Below are 15,361 nucleotides of genomic sequence, written 5' to 3' on the forward strand. Positions count from 1 at the left end.
TTTGCAGATGGCGCGCGGGCCGCACCGCGGGTAAACCGGGCGCTTACAGGACAGGGCAGGATTCGGGGCGCGGAGCAGATGAACGAGATCACCACATTCAACGCCAGCGGCAGCGAGACCGAGGGCGCCGACCAGATGCCCCATTCGATCGAGGCCGAACAGCAATTGCTGGGCGCGATCCTGACCAACAATGATGTCTTCGACCGCATCGCGTCCATCGTGAAGCCCGATCACTTCTACGACCCGGTCCATGCCCGGATCTTCGAAACCGCCTCCGCGCGCATCCAGAAGAACGCCCTGGCCTCGCCGGTGACGCTGAAGGCGTTTCTCGAAGACGACGAAGGGCTCAAGGAATTGGGTGGGCCTGCCTATCTGGCGCGGCTGGCCGGGGCGGCGATCTCGGCCTTTGCGGCCCGCGACTATGCCCAGATGATCTATGACCTGGCCGTGCGGCGAGAACTGATTCAGGTCGGGCAGGAAATCTCGGCCAAGGCCGCGCGGGTCGATGTGGACAGCGAACCGAAAGAGCAGATCGTCGAGGCGGAACAGAAGCTTTACCAACTCGCCGAGCAGGGCCAGTCCGAGAGCGGTTTTCAAAGCTTTCTCAAGGCTGTAACAGATGCTGTTAATGTCGCCAACGCCGCCTATCAGCGCGAAGGCGGCCTTGCCGGCGTCGCCACCGGCCTGACCGACATGGACCAGAAGCTCGGTGGGCTGCATTCCTCGGACCTGTTGATCCTGGCCGGGCGCCCGTCCATGGGCAAGACCTCGCTGGCGACCAATATCGCCTTCAACGTGGCCAAGGCCTACAAGCGCGGGAAGCTGCCGGATGGCTCCGAGGGTGCCGTGGATGGCGGCGTCGTGGGGTTCTTCAGCCTGGAAATGAGCGCCGAGCAGCTGGCCGGCCGCATCCTGGCCGAAGCCTCGGAAATCTCGTCCCACAAGATCCGCCAGGGCGACATGGACGAAGCCGAGTTCCGCCGCTTCGTGGATGCCGCCAAGGAGCTGGAGGCCTGCCCGCTCTTCATCGACGACACGCCCGCCCTGCCGATTTCCCAGGTCGCGGCCCGTGCCCGCCGCCTGAAACGGACACACGGGCTGGACCTGCTGATCGTCGACTACCTGCAATTGCTGCGTGGCACATCGGACAACCGGGTGCAGGAGATTGCCGAGATTTCCATGGGCCTCAAGGCGATCGCCAAGGAACTCAACATCCCGGTCATGGCCCTGTCGCAGCTGTCGCGCCAGGTCGAAAGCCGCGACGACAAGCGCCCGCAGCTGTCGGACCTGCGCGAATCCGGCTCGATCGAGCAGGATGCCGACGTGGTCATGTTCGTTTTCCGCGAGGAATACTATGTCGAGCGCGAAAAGCCCTCGGATGACCGGCTGGACGAGATGGCCGCGTGGCAGGAACGCATGGCGCGCCTGCATGGCAAGGCCGAGGTCATCATCGGCAAGCAACGGCACGGCCCCATCGGCACGGTCGAGCTGTCCTTCGAAAGCCAGTTCACCCGGTTCGGCAACCTCGTCAAACCATGGCAGCAGGGCGGCGGCGATTTCGGCTGAGGCCGACGCGCAAAACCGCGCTTGCCCCCTTGCCTGCCACCTGTCAAAACCCCGCCCATGTCGACTGGTTTTCTGAATATCGATCTGACAGCGCTGGCCCATAACTGGCAGGCGCTGGATGCAATGACGAGTGTTGAGACCGCCGCCGTGGTCAAAGCCGATGCTTATGGGCTTGGCGTGGACAAGGTGGCGCGTGCGCTGGCGCGGGCGGGGGCAAAAACCTTCTTCGTGGCCGTCGCCGAAGAGGGCGTGAAACTGCGCCAGGCCCTGGGGCCGAACCCGGCGATCTGCGTCTTTTCCGGCCATATGCGCGGCGATACGGACATGATCGGCGATATGGGCCTGACACCCATGATCAACACGGTGGGCCAGCTGACACGCCATCTGGAAAGCCTGCCCGGCCATCCCTTCGGCATCCAGCTGGATACGGGCATGAACCGCCTTGGCATGGAGATCGACGATTGGGCCAGCGTGGCCGAGATCGCGCTGGGGCAGAACTGTCAACTGGTGATGAGTCACCTGGCCTGCGCCGACGAACCCGATCACCCGATGAACCGCCAGCAACTGGACCAGTTCCACCTGATGACCGACGGGATCGACGTGCCCCGCTCGCTTGCGCAGACCGGGGGCATCCTGCTGGGGCCCGAGTATCATTTCGACCTCACGCGGCCGGGGGTCGGCCTCTATGGCGGCCTGCCCTTCGCCGATGCGCAGCCCGTGGCCCATCTCGATCTGCCGGTGATCCAGCTGCGCGACGTGGCGCCGGGCGAAACCGTGGGGTATGGCAACACCTGGACGGCCGAGCGTCCGACCAAGCTGGTCACTGTGGCGGCGGGCTATGCCGATGGCGTCCATCGTATCCTGTCGAACAATCTGCAGCTTTGGCACGGCGCGCATCCGGTTCCCATCGTCGGGCGGGTGTCCATGGACCTGATCACCGTGGATGTCACCGACCTCGACGAGGTGCCGGGGTCACTGTCGCTGTTGTCTGCCAACCAGACGGTCGATCATATCGCAGACCGCGCCGGGACGATCGGCTACGAGGTGCTGACCTCGCTCGGTGCCCGTTACCAACGGCGGTATTCGGGCGGATGAGCCGCCTTCTGGCCGCGATAGGGGCGACGACCCTGGGCCTTCTGGCGGCGATCGGGCGGCTGGCGCTTTTCGTGGGCGAGACCCTGTCGCACCTGTTCCGACCCCCCTTCTACCCGCGCGAGTTCGGCCATGCCCTGATCCAGATCGGCTATTTCTCGCTGCCCGTCGTGGGGCTGACGGCGCTCTTCACCGGGGGCGCGCTGGCCTTGCAGATCTATGCGGGCGGGTCGCGTTTCGACGCGCAGGCCGTGGTGCCGCAGATCGTGGCCATCGGCATGGTGCGCGAACTGGGCCCGGTGCTGGTGGGGCTGATGATCGCGGCGCGGGTGACATCCAGCATCGCCGCCGAGATCGCCACCATGAAAGTGACCGAACAGATCGACGCGCTGGTGACGCTGTCCACCCATCCGATGAAATACCTGACCCTGCCGCGCGTGCTGGCCGCCACGCTGGTCATGCCCGTCCTTGTCGGGATCGGTGACATCATCGGGATTTTCGGCGGCTACCTCGTGGGCACCGAACGCCTTGGCTTCAACGCCGCCGCCTATCTCAAGAACACCGCCGATTTCCTGACCCGGCTCGACATCATCTCGTCGCTGGTCAAGGGTGCGGTCTTCGGCTTCATCGCGGCGCTGATGGGCTGTTATTACGGGATGCAATCGGACCGGGGCGCGATGGGCGTGGGCCGGGCCACCAAGTCCTCGGTCGTGGCCGCCGCCATCCTTATCCTGGCGGCGAATTTCATTCTGACAGAGGCGTTCTTTTCCGCATGATCCGGCTGACCGACCTGCATAAATCCTTTGGCAACAACGCGGTGCTGCGCGGCGTCGACCTGCATGTGCCCAAGGGCGAAAGCATGGTGGTCATCGGCGGGTCGGGCACCGGCAAGTCGGTCCTGATCAAGTGCATCCTCGGCCTGATCACACCCGACAGCGGGGTGATCGAAGTCGACGGTCAGGATGTGACCGAGGCCGACCGCGATGCCTTCCTGGCCCGGTTCGGGATGCTTTTCCAGGGCGGGGCGCTGTTCGACAGCCTGCCGGTCTGGCAGAACGTGGCCTTTCGCCTGCTGCGCGGCAGCCTGAAACGGCCCAAATCCGAGGCCCGCGAGATCGCCATCGAGAAACTGCGCCGGGTAGGCCTGTCTTCGGACGTGGCCGACAGGTTGCCCGCCGAATTGTCAGGGGGCATGCAGAAACGTGTCGGGCTGGCCCGCGCCATCGCCGCCAACCCCGAGATCATCTTCTTCGACGAACCCACGACGGGGCTGGACCCGATCATGGCCGGCGTCATCAACGACCTGATCCGCGAGATCGTCACCGAGATGGGCGCCACAGCCATCACCATCACCCATGACATGGCCTCGGTCCGGGCCATCGCCGATGACGTGGCCATGCTGCATGCGGGCAAGGTGCGCTGGTCGGGTCCGGTTTCAAAGATGGATGACAGCGGCGACCCCTACCTGCACCAGTTCATCACCGGCAGCGCCGAGGGGCCGATCGAGGCGATCCGGTGATGATGACCAGCCTCCGGATCCTGAACCTAAGCCTGCTGGTCCTGTTCCCCGTGGCCTGGTTCGCCCCCTTGCTGCGGGCGGCCTTTTTGCCGTTGTTCGGATTGAACGAGATTTCCATCGTAAGCGGCCTGCAGGCCCTCTGGGACAGCGACGTGTTCCTGGCGGTGATCGTCACCGCGCTGGCCCTTTTTGCCCCCTATCTCAAAACCATCGGACTGGCCCTGGTCCAGTTCCGGCTGCTGGATAGCCGCGCCCTGCCCGCGATTGGCTATATGGGCAAGCTGGCCATGGCCGATATCTTCCTGATCGCGCTTTACGTGGTCGTCGTCAAAGGGGTCAGCCGCGCCCATGTGGAAGGCGCCTGGGGGCTCTATCTCTTCACCCTCTGCGTGCTGTCCTCGATCATCTTGTCGATTCTCACGGAACGCCATATGCGCAAGGGCTGAGCACGGCCCATAGACAGGCCGCGCGAATTGGTCCAAAAGGTGAACATGGCCAAGGATCTGTCTTTCATCTGCACCGCCTGCAACGCCGTCCATTCGAAATGGTCGGGCCAATGCGATGCCTGCGGCGCGTGGAACACGATCGAAGAGGCCAAGCCGCTGTCCTCGGGGCCGAAGTCCAAGGGGCTGGGCACGAAACGGGGCCGCGCGCTGGACCTGACCGACCTGGCGACGGAGCAGCCCGAGCCGCCCCGCACCCTGGCGGGCGTGGACGAGTTGGACCGCGTCCTCGGCGGCGGGTTGGTCAAGGCCAGCGCCCTTCTGGTGGGGGGGGATCCGGGCATCGGCAAATCCACGCTTCTGTTGCAGGCCGCCGCCCGCTTCGCCCGCAACGGGCTGAAGGTGCTTTATGTCTCGGGCGAGGAATCGGCCGCACAGGTGCAGATGCGCGCGCGACGCCTGGAATTGACCGAAAGCCCGGTGCGACTGGCCAGCGAAACCAACCTGCGCGACATCCTGACCACGTTGGACGCCGAAGCACCGGATCTGGTCATCATCGATTCCATCCAGACCATGTGGCTGGATACGGTCGAGGCCGCGCCCGGTTCGGTCAGCCAGGTGCGGTCGGCCGCGCATGAGCTGACGACCTTTGCCAAGCGGCGCGGCATTGCCGTGGTCATGGTCGGCCATGTCACCAAGGAAGGCCAGATCGCCGGTCCCCGCGTGGTCGAGCACATGGTCGATACCGTTCTCTATTTCGAGGGTGAGCGCGGCCACCAGTTCCGCATCCTGCGCGCAGTAAAGAACCGCTTCGGCCCCGCCGACGAGATCGGGGTGTTCGAGATGACGGGCCGTGGGCTGGTCGAGGTCAAGAACCCCTCGGCGCTGTTCCTGTCCGAACGGGGCGAGCCGGCGCCGGGGTCGGTGGTCTTTGCCGGGATAGAAGGATCGCGGCCCATGCTGTGCGAGTTCCAGGCCTTGGTCGCCCCCTCGCCCCACAGCCAACCTCGCCGCACGGTCGTGGGCTGGGATGGCGGCCGGCTGGCGATGATTCTTGCGGTTCTGGAATCGCGCGCCGGCATCCCCTTTACCGGGCTCGACGTCTACCTGAACGTCGCCGGTGGCCTGCGGGTGGGCGAACCGGCCGCGGACCTTGCCGTGGCGGCCGCGCTTATCTCTGCCCGCGAGGACGCGGCGCTGCCCAAGGATTGCGTCGTCTTCGGGGAAATCTCGCTTTCGGGCGCCTTGCGTCCGGTCGGACAGACCGAAAATCGGTTGAAAGAAGCCGCGAAACTTGGTTTTAGAACGGCGGTAACCCCTGTGCGCGCAAAACGCGTGGGGTCCGGCGGGGTCGAGTTGCGCGAAATGCGTGACCTGCCGGAATTCGTCGAAGAGGTCTTCGGGGCACGATAGGCGCCAAGGCCCACCAGAACAGGAAGGGCCGGCACATGGGCGATTTCACCCTCATTGATGGCATCGTCGCCGTCGTCATCGTCTTGTCGTCCCTGCTGGCCTACAGCCGCGGCTTCGTGCGCGAGGCGCTGGCCATCGCGGGCTGGGTCGTTGCGGCGGTGCTTGCATTCATCTTCGCCGACCAGGTTCAGCCCTTGGTTCGTCAGATTCCCGTTCTTGGCGAATTCATCGGCGACAGCTGCGAATTGTCCATCATCGCCGCCTTTGCCGCGGTTTTCGCGGTGGTGCTGGTGATCGTCTCGATCTTCACGCCGCTGTTTTCCTCGCTGGTGCAGCGGTCTGTGTTGGGCGGGGTCGACCAGGGCCTCGGATTCCTTTTCGGGGCGCTGCGCGGCATCCTTCTGGTTGCGGTGGCCTTCTTCGTCTACGACACGATCCTCGAAAGCCAGAATGTCGAGATGGTCGATGACAGCCGCGCCAAGGCGGTTTTCGGCAGTTTCACCGAACGGCTGCAATCGGAAGATCCCGAGCAGGCCCTTGGCTGGATCACCACGCAATACGAACAGCTTGTCGGGGGATGCGGGCCGCAGTGATCGGGCGCGCCCTCATGTGATAGTTTCGTGACAGTGCGGGTCCATGCCAGTATGAGGGGGCCAAGGTTCAATCCGTGAGATTCGGAGGGTCCATACGTGACCAAATCGCTGCCACCTGCCCACCCCTTTGATGATGACAAGCTGAAAGAGGAATGCGGGGTATTCGGCACCGTCGGCGTATCCGACGCCGCCTCGATCGTGGCGCTTGGCCTGCACGCGCTGCAACATCGCGGGCAAGAGGCCGGGGGCATCGTCACCCATGACCCCGAACAGGGCTTCAACTCCGCCCGGCGCTTCGGGCTGGTGCGCGACAATTTCACCTCGGAAAAGCTTCTGAACACCCTGCCCGGCCCCATCGGGATCGGCCATGTGCGCTATTCCACCGCCGGGTCCAAGGGCGGCACGCAGATCCGCGACGTGCAGCCGTTTTTCGGCGAATTCGCCATGGGCGGCGCGGCCATCGCCCATAACGGCAACATCACCAACGCCCTGCAACTGCGCAAGGAACTGATCGAGCGCGGCTCGATCTTCCAAAGCTCCAGCGACAGCGAATGCATCATCCACCTGATGGCGCGGTCCATGGGCCGCAACATCCCCGACCGGATGGAAGAGGCGCTGCGCAAGGTTGAAGGCGCGTTTTCCGTCGTCGCCATGACCCGCACCAAGCTGATCGGCTGCCGCGACCCGCTGGGCGTGCGCCCGCTGGTGCTGGGCAAGCTGGGCGACGGCTGGGTGCTGGCCTCGGAAACCTGCGCCCTCGACATCATCGGCGCCGAGTTCCTGCGCGAGATCGAACCGGGCGAGATGGTCGTCATCTCGGCAGAGCATGGCATCCAGAGCCACTATCCCTTCCGGCCGGCCAAGTCCCGCTTCTGCATCTTCGAGCACGTCTATTTCAGCCGCCCGGACAGCATCCTGGGCGGTCAGTCCGTCTATTCGACACGTGAAAACATCGGGCGCGAACTGGCCAAGGAAAGCCCGGTCGACGCTGACCTCGTCTGCCCGGTTCCCGACAGCGGCACGCCGGCGGCCATCGGCTATAGCCTCGAAAGCGGTATTCCCTACGCGATGGGGATCATCCGCAACCAGTATATGGGCCGCACCTTCATCGAACCGACCGAACAGATCCGCAACATGGGTGTGCGGCTGAAACTGAACGTCAACCGGGCGCTGATCCGGGGCAAGCGGGTAATCCTTGTCGATGACAGCGTGGTGCGCGGCACCACCAGTCGCAAGATCAAGGATATGATCCTTGATGCCGGCGCCGCCGAGGTGCATTTCCGCATCGCCAGTCCGCCCACGGCCTGGCCCTGCTTCTATGGCGTGGACACACCGCAGCGCGAAAAGCTGCTGGCTGCCACCATGTCCGAGGACGAGATGTGCGAGCATCTGGGCGTCAACAGCTTGAAATTCATCACGCTCGACGGCCTCTACCGGGCCGTGGGCGAGGCGCGTGGCCGCGATGCCTCTTGCCCGCAATATTGCGACGCCTGCTTTTCGGGCGAATACCCGGTGGAACCGGCGGACATGCTGGAACAGGGCTTTCGGATGAAAGCCGCCGAATAGCCGGTCGGCTGTTTTCCGCTGCATTGCAGCATCGCTATCGCCTGCTCCCTTTTCTCTGCCCTGGCCCGGCCATATGTGCCGACCGTTCGCACGGACAGGTGCACACGAAAAGGCTTTCCACATGACCCAGACGACCAACGAGGTCACCGCCCAGGCGGCGACCGAACGCGATGCGCTGCCGCTGCATGGCACGCGCCTGATCGGAACGATGACAGGCAAAACCCCGGCCCGCGCGTTGCTGCGTGACGGCAATGGCCGCATCTTCTCGGTTTCCGCCGGGCAGGATACGCGTGCCGGCAAGGTTCACGCCATCGGCGAGGATCATGTCATATTGCGCCGCCGGGACCGGCTTCACCGGCTGGCGTTGGCCGGCTGAGACACCGCGCGGGATTGCCAAGCCCGCGCCGCTGTCATAACAGCGGCTCATGACCAAGATCGCCCTCATCACCGGCGCCAGCCGCGGCCTTGGCGCCGCCCTCGCCGAGGCCCTCTCTTCCGGCTTTCACATCGTCGCCGTGGCCCGCACCACCGGCGCGCTGGAGGAACTGGACGACCGCATAAAGGCCAGGGGCGGCGATGCCACTCTGGCGCCCATGGACATCACCACCGATGCGGCCATGCAGCAACTGTGCCGGTCCATCCATGACCGCTGGGGCAAGGTGGATCTGTGGGTGCATGCGGCGGTCCATGCCGCGCCGCTATCGCCTGCCGCAGCCACGGGCGCGAAGGATTTCGACAAGTCGATCGAGGTCAACGTGACTGCCACCCAACGCCTGATCGGCTATGTCGCCCCGCTTCTGGGCGCCGAGGGCCGGGCCGTCTTCTTTGACGATCCGCGCGGCGGCGAAACCTATTTCGGCTCCTATGGGGCCTCAAAGGCCGCGCAGATCGCGTTGGCCCGATCCTGGCAGAGCGAAAGCGAACGCACTGGCCCGCAGGTCCGGATCCTGACGCCCAAGGCGATGCCCACAGGCACGCGGGCCCGGTTCCACCCCGGTGAAGATCGCGGCGAACTGACCAGCCCTGCCGAGGAAGCCGCGCGCCTGTTGCCCGAAATCATCGGCTGAGCCCTTCCGTCACAGGTTCTTGCCGCCCAAGCCGCCCTGAATTACTAGGGCTGTAAAGGGGGCGGATATGCGCATTCTCATCACCAATGACGACGGGATCAACGCGCCGGGTCTGGCGGTTCTGCACGATATCGCGAGCGAAATCGCAGGGCCGGATGGCGAGGTCTGGACCGTGGCCCCGGCCTTCGAGCAATCTGGGGTCGGGCATTGCATTTCCTATTCTCACCCCACGATGATCGCCGAGCTGGGCGAACGCCGTTTCGCCGCCGAAGGCTCGCCCGCCGATTGCGTGCTGGCGGGGATCTACGACGTGATGGTCAATGCCCGGCCCGATCTTGTCCTGTCCGGCGTCAACCGGGGCAACAACGCCGCCGAGAACACGCTCTATTCCGGGACGGTCGGCGGCGCGATGGAGGCGGCCCTGCAAGGCCTGCCCGCCATCGCCCTGTCACAGTTTTACGGCCCCGCCAATGCCAGCCTGCCCAACCCGTTCGAGGCCGCCGCCGGTCATGGCGTCGCGACGATCCGCGCCCTTCTGGACCGCGCACATTGGGACAACGGCGCCGATTACCGCCTGTTCTACAATGTCAATTTCCCGCCGGTCCCATCGGCCGAGGTCAAGGGAATGCGGGCGACGACGCAAGGCTATCGCGCCAACACGTCCTTCTCGGTCGAACCGACCCATTCCCCCGCGGGGCGACGGTTCCTGTGGGTCAAGGGCGGCGCACAGCACGAACCGACCGCGCCGGGCACTGATGCAGCCGCCAATCTCGACGGCTATATCTCGGTGACGCCCATGCGCGCGGACCTGACCGCCCATGACCATATCACCGCGCTGAAGGAGGCGCTGGAGTGACCCCCGAAGAGCAGATGCAGTTCGTTTATGCGCTGCGCTCCAAGGGGGTGACCGATGCCCGCACGCTGGTGGCGATGGAACGCACCGACCGGGCGCGGTTCGTGAAGGGCCATTTCGCAAACCGTGCCTACGAGGACATGCCCCTGCCCATCGCCTGCGGCCAGACGATCAGCCAGCCCTCGGTGGTCGGGCTGATGACCCAGGCGCTCAAGGTGCAGCCACGCGACAAGGTTCTGGAGGTCGGCACCGGCTCCGGTTACCAGGCGGTGATCCTCAGCCACCTGGCACGGCGCGTCTACACGGTGGACCGGCACAAGCGGCTGGTCCAAGAAGCGCGAAAACTGTTCGAAGAGATGGACCTGACCAATATCACCGCCATCACCGCAGATGGCAGTCACGGTTTGCCCGAACAGGCCCCGTTTGACCGCATCGTCGTCACCGCCGCTGCCGAGGACCCGCCGGGGCCGCTTCTGGCGCAGCTCAAGCCCGGTGGCATCATGGTTCTTCCGGTGGGCCAGTCAGACACCGTGCAATCCCTGATCCGTGTGACCCGAACAGACGGCGGCTTCGACTACGAGGAATTGCGCCCGGTGCGCTTCGTGCCACTTGTTGAGGGCTTGGGCGCGGACTGATTTTCCCCTATAGTCTCGCCAACAGGCGACGTTACAAGAAGATCGCCCCAGTCCGAGGATCGAGCCCATGTCCAAACGCCCCCTTTCCCGCCCCGTGCGCTGTCTGCTTGCCGGCACCGCGCTGGTGGCTCTTGCAGCCTGCGACTCCGACGGCAACCTGGCCGATTTCGACCTGCGCGACCTTGGCGGCGGCTTCGATACGTCGGACTCGGTGACCAACCTTCCCAACCGCCCACGCCCGGACAATCGCGGCGTGATCTCCTACCCGGGCTACCAGGTGGTGGTGGCGCGCCAAGGGGAAACCGTGCGCCAGATCGCGGGCCGGCTGGACGTGAATGCAGAACAATTGGCCAATTACAACGCCATCGACCCGGACACGCCCCTGCGGCGCGACGAGATCGTCGCTCTGCCGGGCCGCGTCGCCGAACCATCGCCCGCGACCGGGGCCGTGGCGACCGGCCCGATCCAACCGCCAAGCCAGATCGATGTGACGACGCTGGCCTCGGACGCGATTGATCGCGCAGGGGACCAGCGCAGCACACCCACGCCCCAGCCCACGCCCGCCGCCGACGCCCCGACAGGGGTCGAGCCGGTGCGCCATCAGGTGCAGCGCGGCGAAACCGTCTATTCCATCGCCCGGCTCTACAACGTGCCGGTGCGGGGGCTGGCAGAATGGAATGGCCTCGGTGCAGACCTGACCATTCGCGAGGGTCAGCAATTGCTGATCCCGGCCACCGGGGCCACGCCGCCCTCGCCGGCAGCCGTTACCACCCCTGGGCAAGGCACCCAGACGCCGACACCGCCCAGCGCCGCCGCCCCTCTGCCGGCGGAGACTCCCGAGGTCGCCCCCGAGGCCCCGCCCGCCCCGGACATCGGCCAACAGAGCAGCGCCGCGACGGACGCGCCCCTGATCTACCCGGTCTCGGGCAGCATCATCCGCGAATACAGCCCGGGACGAAATGAAGGGATCGATATCGCCGCAGATGCCGGCACGCCGGTCAAGGCCGCAGCCGACGGCACCGTCGCCGCGATCACCGAGAACACGAATGGCGCGAAGATCGTCGTACTGCGCCATACGGGTAATATCCTGACCGTCTATGTGAATGTCCAGGATCTGACCGTGACCAAGGATGACAGCGTGTCCCAGGGCCAGACGATCGCCTCGATCGCAGCAGGTTCGCCAAGCGCCCTGCATTTCGAGGTGCGCGACGGGCTGGAAAGCGTGGACCCGGCCGACTACCTGCCCTGATCCAAACCCGAGGTTCCTGATCGCGCAACGACGTTCTGGACCGTCGTTCAGATCCGCACCCCCTGGCGACCGGCGAGGTCCGTGAAGAATTGCCAGGCCACGCGGCCCGACCGCGCGCCGCGCGTGGCCTGCCACTCGATCGCCTCGGCGCGCAGCGTATCGGGATCGATATGCAGCCCATAGGCGGCGCAATAGCCCTCGATCATTGCCAGGTATTCGTCCTGGTCGCAGGGATGAAAGCCCAGCCACAACCCGAACCGGTCCGACAGCGACACCTTCTCCTCGACCGCCTCGGACGGGTTGATCGCCGAAGACCGTTCATTCTCGATCATGTCGCGGGGCATCAGGTGGCGCCGGTTCGAGGTCGCATAGAGCACCACGTTATCCGGCCGCCCCTCGATCCCCCCATCCAACACCGCCTTCAGGGCCTTGTAATGCTGGTCGTCATGGGAGAAGGACAGGTCATCGCAGAACAGGATGAAGCGTTCCTCGCACCCCCGCAGCAACTCCAGGCAGCGGCCGATGCTGGGCAGGTCCTCGCGCTGGATCTCGACGATCTTCAGCCTCGCATGGTCCTGCGCCACGGCCCCGTGAACAGCCTTCACGAGCGAGGATTTCCCCATCCCACGCGCGCCCCAGAGCAGGGCATTGTTGGCGGGCATGCCGCGCGCGAACTGCTCGGTATTTCGGCGCAGCGTATCACGGGACCGGTCGATGCCGACCAATAGGTCGATATCGACCCGGTTGACCTTGTCCACGGCAATCAGGCGGTCAGGGTCCGGATGCCAGACAAAGGCCGGCGCGGTGCGGAAATCCGGGGCGGGAATGGGCGCCGGAGCCATCCGCTCCAGCGCCCCCGCGATGCGGAGCAGAGCCTCCTCCCCGCTCACTTCTCCGCCTCATCCTCGTCGTCGCCCAGAAGCTCGTCGGTGGCGGCGTCGAAATCCTCTTCGGTATCCGCTTCTGCCTCGGCCTCGTCTTCGTCAAACCACAGCCCTTCGGCCCGCAGGCGTTCCTCTCGCTTGCGTTCGACCCGGGCAACCAGATGGATGGAAATCTCGTAAAGGCCGTAGACGACGACGAACAGGATCACTTGGGTAATGACATCCGGTGGCGTCACCAGCGCGGCCAGAACGAGGATGCCGACCACGGCATATTTGCGCACCGTGCGCAGGCCCGGCGCGCTGACCAACCCCGCCTTGCCCATGAGGGTCAGCAGAACCGGCAACTGGAAACACAGGCCAAAGGCCACGATGAACTTGATCGTCAGGTTGAGGTATTCCTGGGCCGACCCCTGGAACACCACGGACAGGCCTTGTTCGACCTCTTCCCCAACGACGGCTTCGCCCTCGGCGCCGAATTGCTGGAAGCCAAGGAAGAAGTCATAGGCCAGCGGCGTGACCACGTAAAATGCGAAGGCCGCCCCGAGGAAGAACATGAATGGCGACGCGATCAGGAAGGGCAGGAACGCGCCCTTTTCGGACTTGTAGAGCCCCGGTGCCACGAACCGCCACATCTGGTGGGCGATGGCCGGAAAGGCCAGGATGAACCCGCCCAGCAGGGACACCTTGATCGCCACGAAGAACCCCTCTTGCGGCGAGATGAAGATCAGGTCGCAATCCTGTCCGCGCTGGTCCAGCACCTGGCAAAGCGGCGCGGTCAGGAAATTGAAGATCGGCGTGGCCACGGTGAAACAGATCACCATCCCGATCAGGAACGCGATGACCGACCGGATCAGCCGGGTGCGCAGCTCGGCCAGATGCTCGATCAGCGGGGCCGAGCTGTCCTCGATCTCGTCCTGGGTGCTCATGCGCTGTCCTTCGTGGGTTTGGCCGGGGTATCGGTCGCGGTTGCGTCACCCTCTTCCGCTTCACCCGCCGCCGCCTCGGCCTCGGCGGCCTCGCGCGCCATGCGTTCTTCTGCCATCCGGGCGGCATTTTCCCGGATCTTTTCGGCGGCTTCCTTGCGTTCCTTGGACAGGCGCTCGGTCTCTCCGCCGGGCTTCATGGCGGACTTGGCCGTGCCCTTGACCGCATCGCTGGCCGCCTTGGCCGGGTTGGCCGCCGCACGGATGGTCTTGTCGATATCCCGCACACCGGATTCATCGGCTGCCGCGTTCATGGCCGAAGAAAACTCGCGCGCCATGCGTCGCATCTTGCCGGTGAAGCGCCCGAAAGCGCGGAAAAGCCCAGGCAGGTCCTTGGGGCCAACCACGATCAGCGCGACGATTCCGATAACCAGAAGCTCGGTCCAGCCAATATCAGGCATGTCGGTTCAGCCGGTCAGGCTTTGGTGTCTTCGTCTTCGGGGGTGACATCCTTGGCCACCTCGTCCGACAACTGTTCATCCAGCTCTTTCTTGCCGTCATCCACCCCCTTCTTGAAGGCGGTGATGCCTTTGCCGACTTCGCCCATCAGGGACGAGATCTTGCCGCGCCCGAAAAGCACCAGCACCACGACGGCGATCAGAAGAAGGCCGGGAAGGCCGATATTGTTGAGCATGTGTTCTCTCCGCTCTTGCGGGCCCGTTTGACCCGCCTTGTTGTATTCCAAGGCCGAGGATTAGGCCCATCGCGCGGTCGAGGAAAGTCACAATTTCTTCCTTGGGGGCAAGAAATGCAGGGGTTTGCCGATTCCTGTGACGATAACTTGTCAACTGACAGAAAAATGACAAAAATGACCCGACCGAGGGAAAAGAAATGCGCCGATCCGACCGACTGATGACCCTGATTCGCCTCCTGCGCGGCGGCACGATGCACAAGGCCGGCGATCTGGCCCGCGCCACCGGTGTTTCGCTGCGGACCATCTATCGCGACATGGAAACGCTGGCCGCTTCCGGCGTGCCGATCGAGGGCGAGCGCGGCATTGGCTACCGCGTCACCGCGGCGATCACCCTGCCCCCGCTCAACCTCACCAACGAGGAACTGGAGGCGTTGCATGTGGGGCTTGCTGCCATGGGCCAGGCCGCGGACCCGGACCTGTCGCGCGCCGCCCGATCCTTGGCGACCAAGCTGGACGCGGTGCTGCCAGAGGACCGCCCCGCCCGCCACAGCGCTCTGGCCGTCTACCCCTTTGCCGATGCCGCGCGCGGCTTCCAGCACCTGCCCCGCATCCGCCAGGCGATCCGCGCGCAACAGAAGCTGGACCTGACTCATGACGGGCGCAGCCGCACGGTGCGCCCACTGGCGCTGGACTATTGGGGACGCCTGTGGACCGTGGTCGTCTGGTGTGAAACCGCCCGCGAATTCGACGAGTTGCGCGTCGACCAGATCAGCGCCCTGCGCATCCTGCCCAGCCTGTTCGTCGAGGAAGAGGGCAAGCGCCTGTCCGACTATCGTGGCTGACTCTCATCTCGCCCGAAATACT

At 65.0% G+C, this 15,361-nt stretch carries 18 protein-coding genes; 14 read left to right on the top strand and 4 right to left on the bottom strand.

Going from position 1 to position 15,361, the window contains the following annotated elements; all coding sequences use genetic code 11:
- Positions 1 to 78 precede the first annotated feature (78 nt).
- From DFK10_RS10615 to DFK10_RS10675, 13 genes are all read left to right on the top strand, one after another.
- The gene (locus DFK10_RS10615; protein WP_109389009.1) at positions 79 to 1,566 is read left to right on the top strand and encodes a replicative DNA helicase; all 1,488 of its coding nucleotides are present in this window, start codon (positions 79 to 81) and stop codon (positions 1,564 to 1,566) included.
- A gap of 57 nt (positions 1,567 to 1,623) precedes the next feature.
- Positions 1,624 to 2,661, top strand: a complete 1,038-nt coding sequence (alr, locus tag DFK10_RS10620) for an alanine racemase (RefSeq protein WP_109389010.1) — start codon at positions 1,624 to 1,626, stop codon at positions 2,659 to 2,661.
- Positions 2,658 to 3,434, top strand: coding sequence for an MlaE family ABC transporter permease (locus DFK10_RS10625; RefSeq protein WP_109389011.1), 777 nt, complete (start codon positions 2,658 to 2,660; stop codon positions 3,432 to 3,434). The genes alr and DFK10_RS10625 overlap by 4 nt, the downstream gene beginning before the upstream one ends.
- A complete protein-coding gene (locus tag DFK10_RS10630) occupies positions 3,431 to 4,177 on the top strand; it encodes an ABC transporter ATP-binding protein (protein WP_109389012.1) in 747 nt (248 codons plus the stop codon). The genes DFK10_RS10625 and DFK10_RS10630 overlap by 4 nt, the downstream gene beginning before the upstream one ends.
- Positions 4,177 to 4,623 carry a paraquat-inducible protein A gene (locus DFK10_RS10635; protein WP_109389013.1) on the top strand — a complete coding sequence of 149 codons (447 nt, stop codon included), beginning with the start codon at positions 4,177 to 4,179 and terminating at the stop codon, positions 4,621 to 4,623. The genes DFK10_RS10630 and DFK10_RS10635 overlap by 1 nt, the downstream gene beginning before the upstream one ends.
- Before the next feature lie 45 nt (positions 4,624 to 4,668).
- Positions 4,669 to 6,033, top strand: coding sequence for a DNA repair protein RadA (gene radA / locus DFK10_RS10640; RefSeq protein WP_109389014.1), 1,365 nt, complete (start codon positions 4,669 to 4,671; stop codon positions 6,031 to 6,033).
- A 35-nt stretch (positions 6,034 to 6,068) separates the two neighbouring features.
- Entirely contained in the window at positions 6,069 to 6,626 is a 558-nt protein-coding gene (locus tag DFK10_RS10645) for a CvpA family protein (protein WP_109389015.1), read from the top strand.
- A 96-nt stretch (positions 6,627 to 6,722) separates the two neighbouring features.
- The gene (gene purF / locus DFK10_RS10650; RefSeq protein ID WP_235866824.1) at positions 6,723 to 8,192 is read left to right on the top strand and encodes an amidophosphoribosyltransferase; all 1,470 of its coding nucleotides are present in this window, start codon (positions 6,723 to 6,725) and stop codon (positions 8,190 to 8,192) included.
- 121 nt (positions 8,193 to 8,313) lie between these two features.
- A complete protein-coding gene (locus tag DFK10_RS10655) occupies positions 8,314 to 8,568 on the top strand; it encodes a hypothetical protein (RefSeq protein WP_109389016.1) in 255 nt (84 codons plus the stop codon).
- A gap of 49 nt (positions 8,569 to 8,617) precedes the next feature.
- Positions 8,618 to 9,259 carry an SDR family NAD(P)-dependent oxidoreductase gene (locus tag DFK10_RS10660; protein ID WP_109389017.1) on the top strand — a complete coding sequence of 214 codons (642 nt, stop codon included), beginning with the start codon at positions 8,618 to 8,620 and terminating at the stop codon, positions 9,257 to 9,259.
- A 67-nt stretch (positions 9,260 to 9,326) separates the two neighbouring features.
- Positions 9,327 to 10,115: a 5'/3'-nucleotidase SurE gene (gene surE, locus DFK10_RS10665; RefSeq protein WP_109389018.1), complete on the top strand. Its 789-nt coding sequence runs from the start codon at positions 9,327 to 9,329 to the stop codon at positions 10,113 to 10,115.
- 14 nt (positions 10,116 to 10,129) lie between these two features.
- Complete coding sequence (locus DFK10_RS10670; protein WP_109389075.1) at positions 10,130 to 10,747, top strand: protein-L-isoaspartate(D-aspartate) O-methyltransferase; 618 nt, start codon at positions 10,130 to 10,132, stop codon at positions 10,745 to 10,747.
- 67 nt (positions 10,748 to 10,814) lie between these two features.
- A complete protein-coding gene (locus DFK10_RS10675; RefSeq protein WP_109389019.1) occupies positions 10,815 to 11,996 on the top strand; it encodes a peptidoglycan DD-metalloendopeptidase family protein in 1,182 nt (393 codons plus the stop codon).
- Between the two features lie 47 nt (positions 11,997 to 12,043).
- Here DFK10_RS10675 and DFK10_RS10680 read toward each other — a convergent pair whose 3' ends face one another.
- The 4 genes from DFK10_RS10680 to DFK10_RS10695 are packed head-to-tail and all read right to left on the bottom strand — an operon-like array spanning position 12,044 to position 14,497.
- Positions 12,044 to 12,838 (bottom strand): ATP-binding protein, encoded by a 795-nt coding sequence (locus DFK10_RS10680; protein ID WP_109389076.1) that lies wholly within the window; start codon positions 12,836 to 12,838, stop codon positions 12,044 to 12,046.
- 44 nt (positions 12,839 to 12,882) lie between these two features.
- Positions 12,883 to 13,806 carry a twin-arginine translocase subunit TatC gene (gene tatC / locus DFK10_RS10685; protein WP_109389020.1) on the bottom strand — a complete coding sequence of 308 codons (924 nt, stop codon included), beginning with the start codon at positions 13,804 to 13,806 and terminating at the stop codon, positions 12,883 to 12,885.
- Positions 13,803 to 14,264 (bottom strand): Sec-independent protein translocase protein TatB, encoded by a 462-nt coding sequence (gene tatB, locus DFK10_RS10690; protein WP_109389021.1) that lies wholly within the window; start codon positions 14,262 to 14,264, stop codon positions 13,803 to 13,805. Before tatB ends, tatC begins: the two co-directional genes overlap by 4 nt.
- Before the next feature lie 14 nt (positions 14,265 to 14,278).
- On the bottom strand, positions 14,279 to 14,497 hold the full coding sequence (locus DFK10_RS10695; protein WP_109389022.1) for a twin-arginine translocase TatA/TatE family subunit: 219 nt from the start codon (positions 14,495 to 14,497) through the stop codon (positions 14,279 to 14,281).
- A 197-nt stretch (positions 14,498 to 14,694) separates the two neighbouring features.
- On the opposite strand from DFK10_RS10695, the gene DFK10_RS10700 reads away from it, so the two are divergent.
- Entirely contained in the window at positions 14,695 to 15,339 is a 645-nt protein-coding gene (locus DFK10_RS10700; RefSeq protein ID WP_109389023.1) for a helix-turn-helix transcriptional regulator, read from the top strand.
- The last annotated feature ends 22 nt before the right edge of the window (positions 15,340 to 15,361 follow it).

The organism is Salibaculum griseiflavum, assembly GCF_003129565.1.
GTDB classification, from domain to species: Bacteria; Pseudomonadota; Alphaproteobacteria; order Rhodobacterales; family Rhodobacteraceae; genus Salibaculum; species Salibaculum griseiflavum.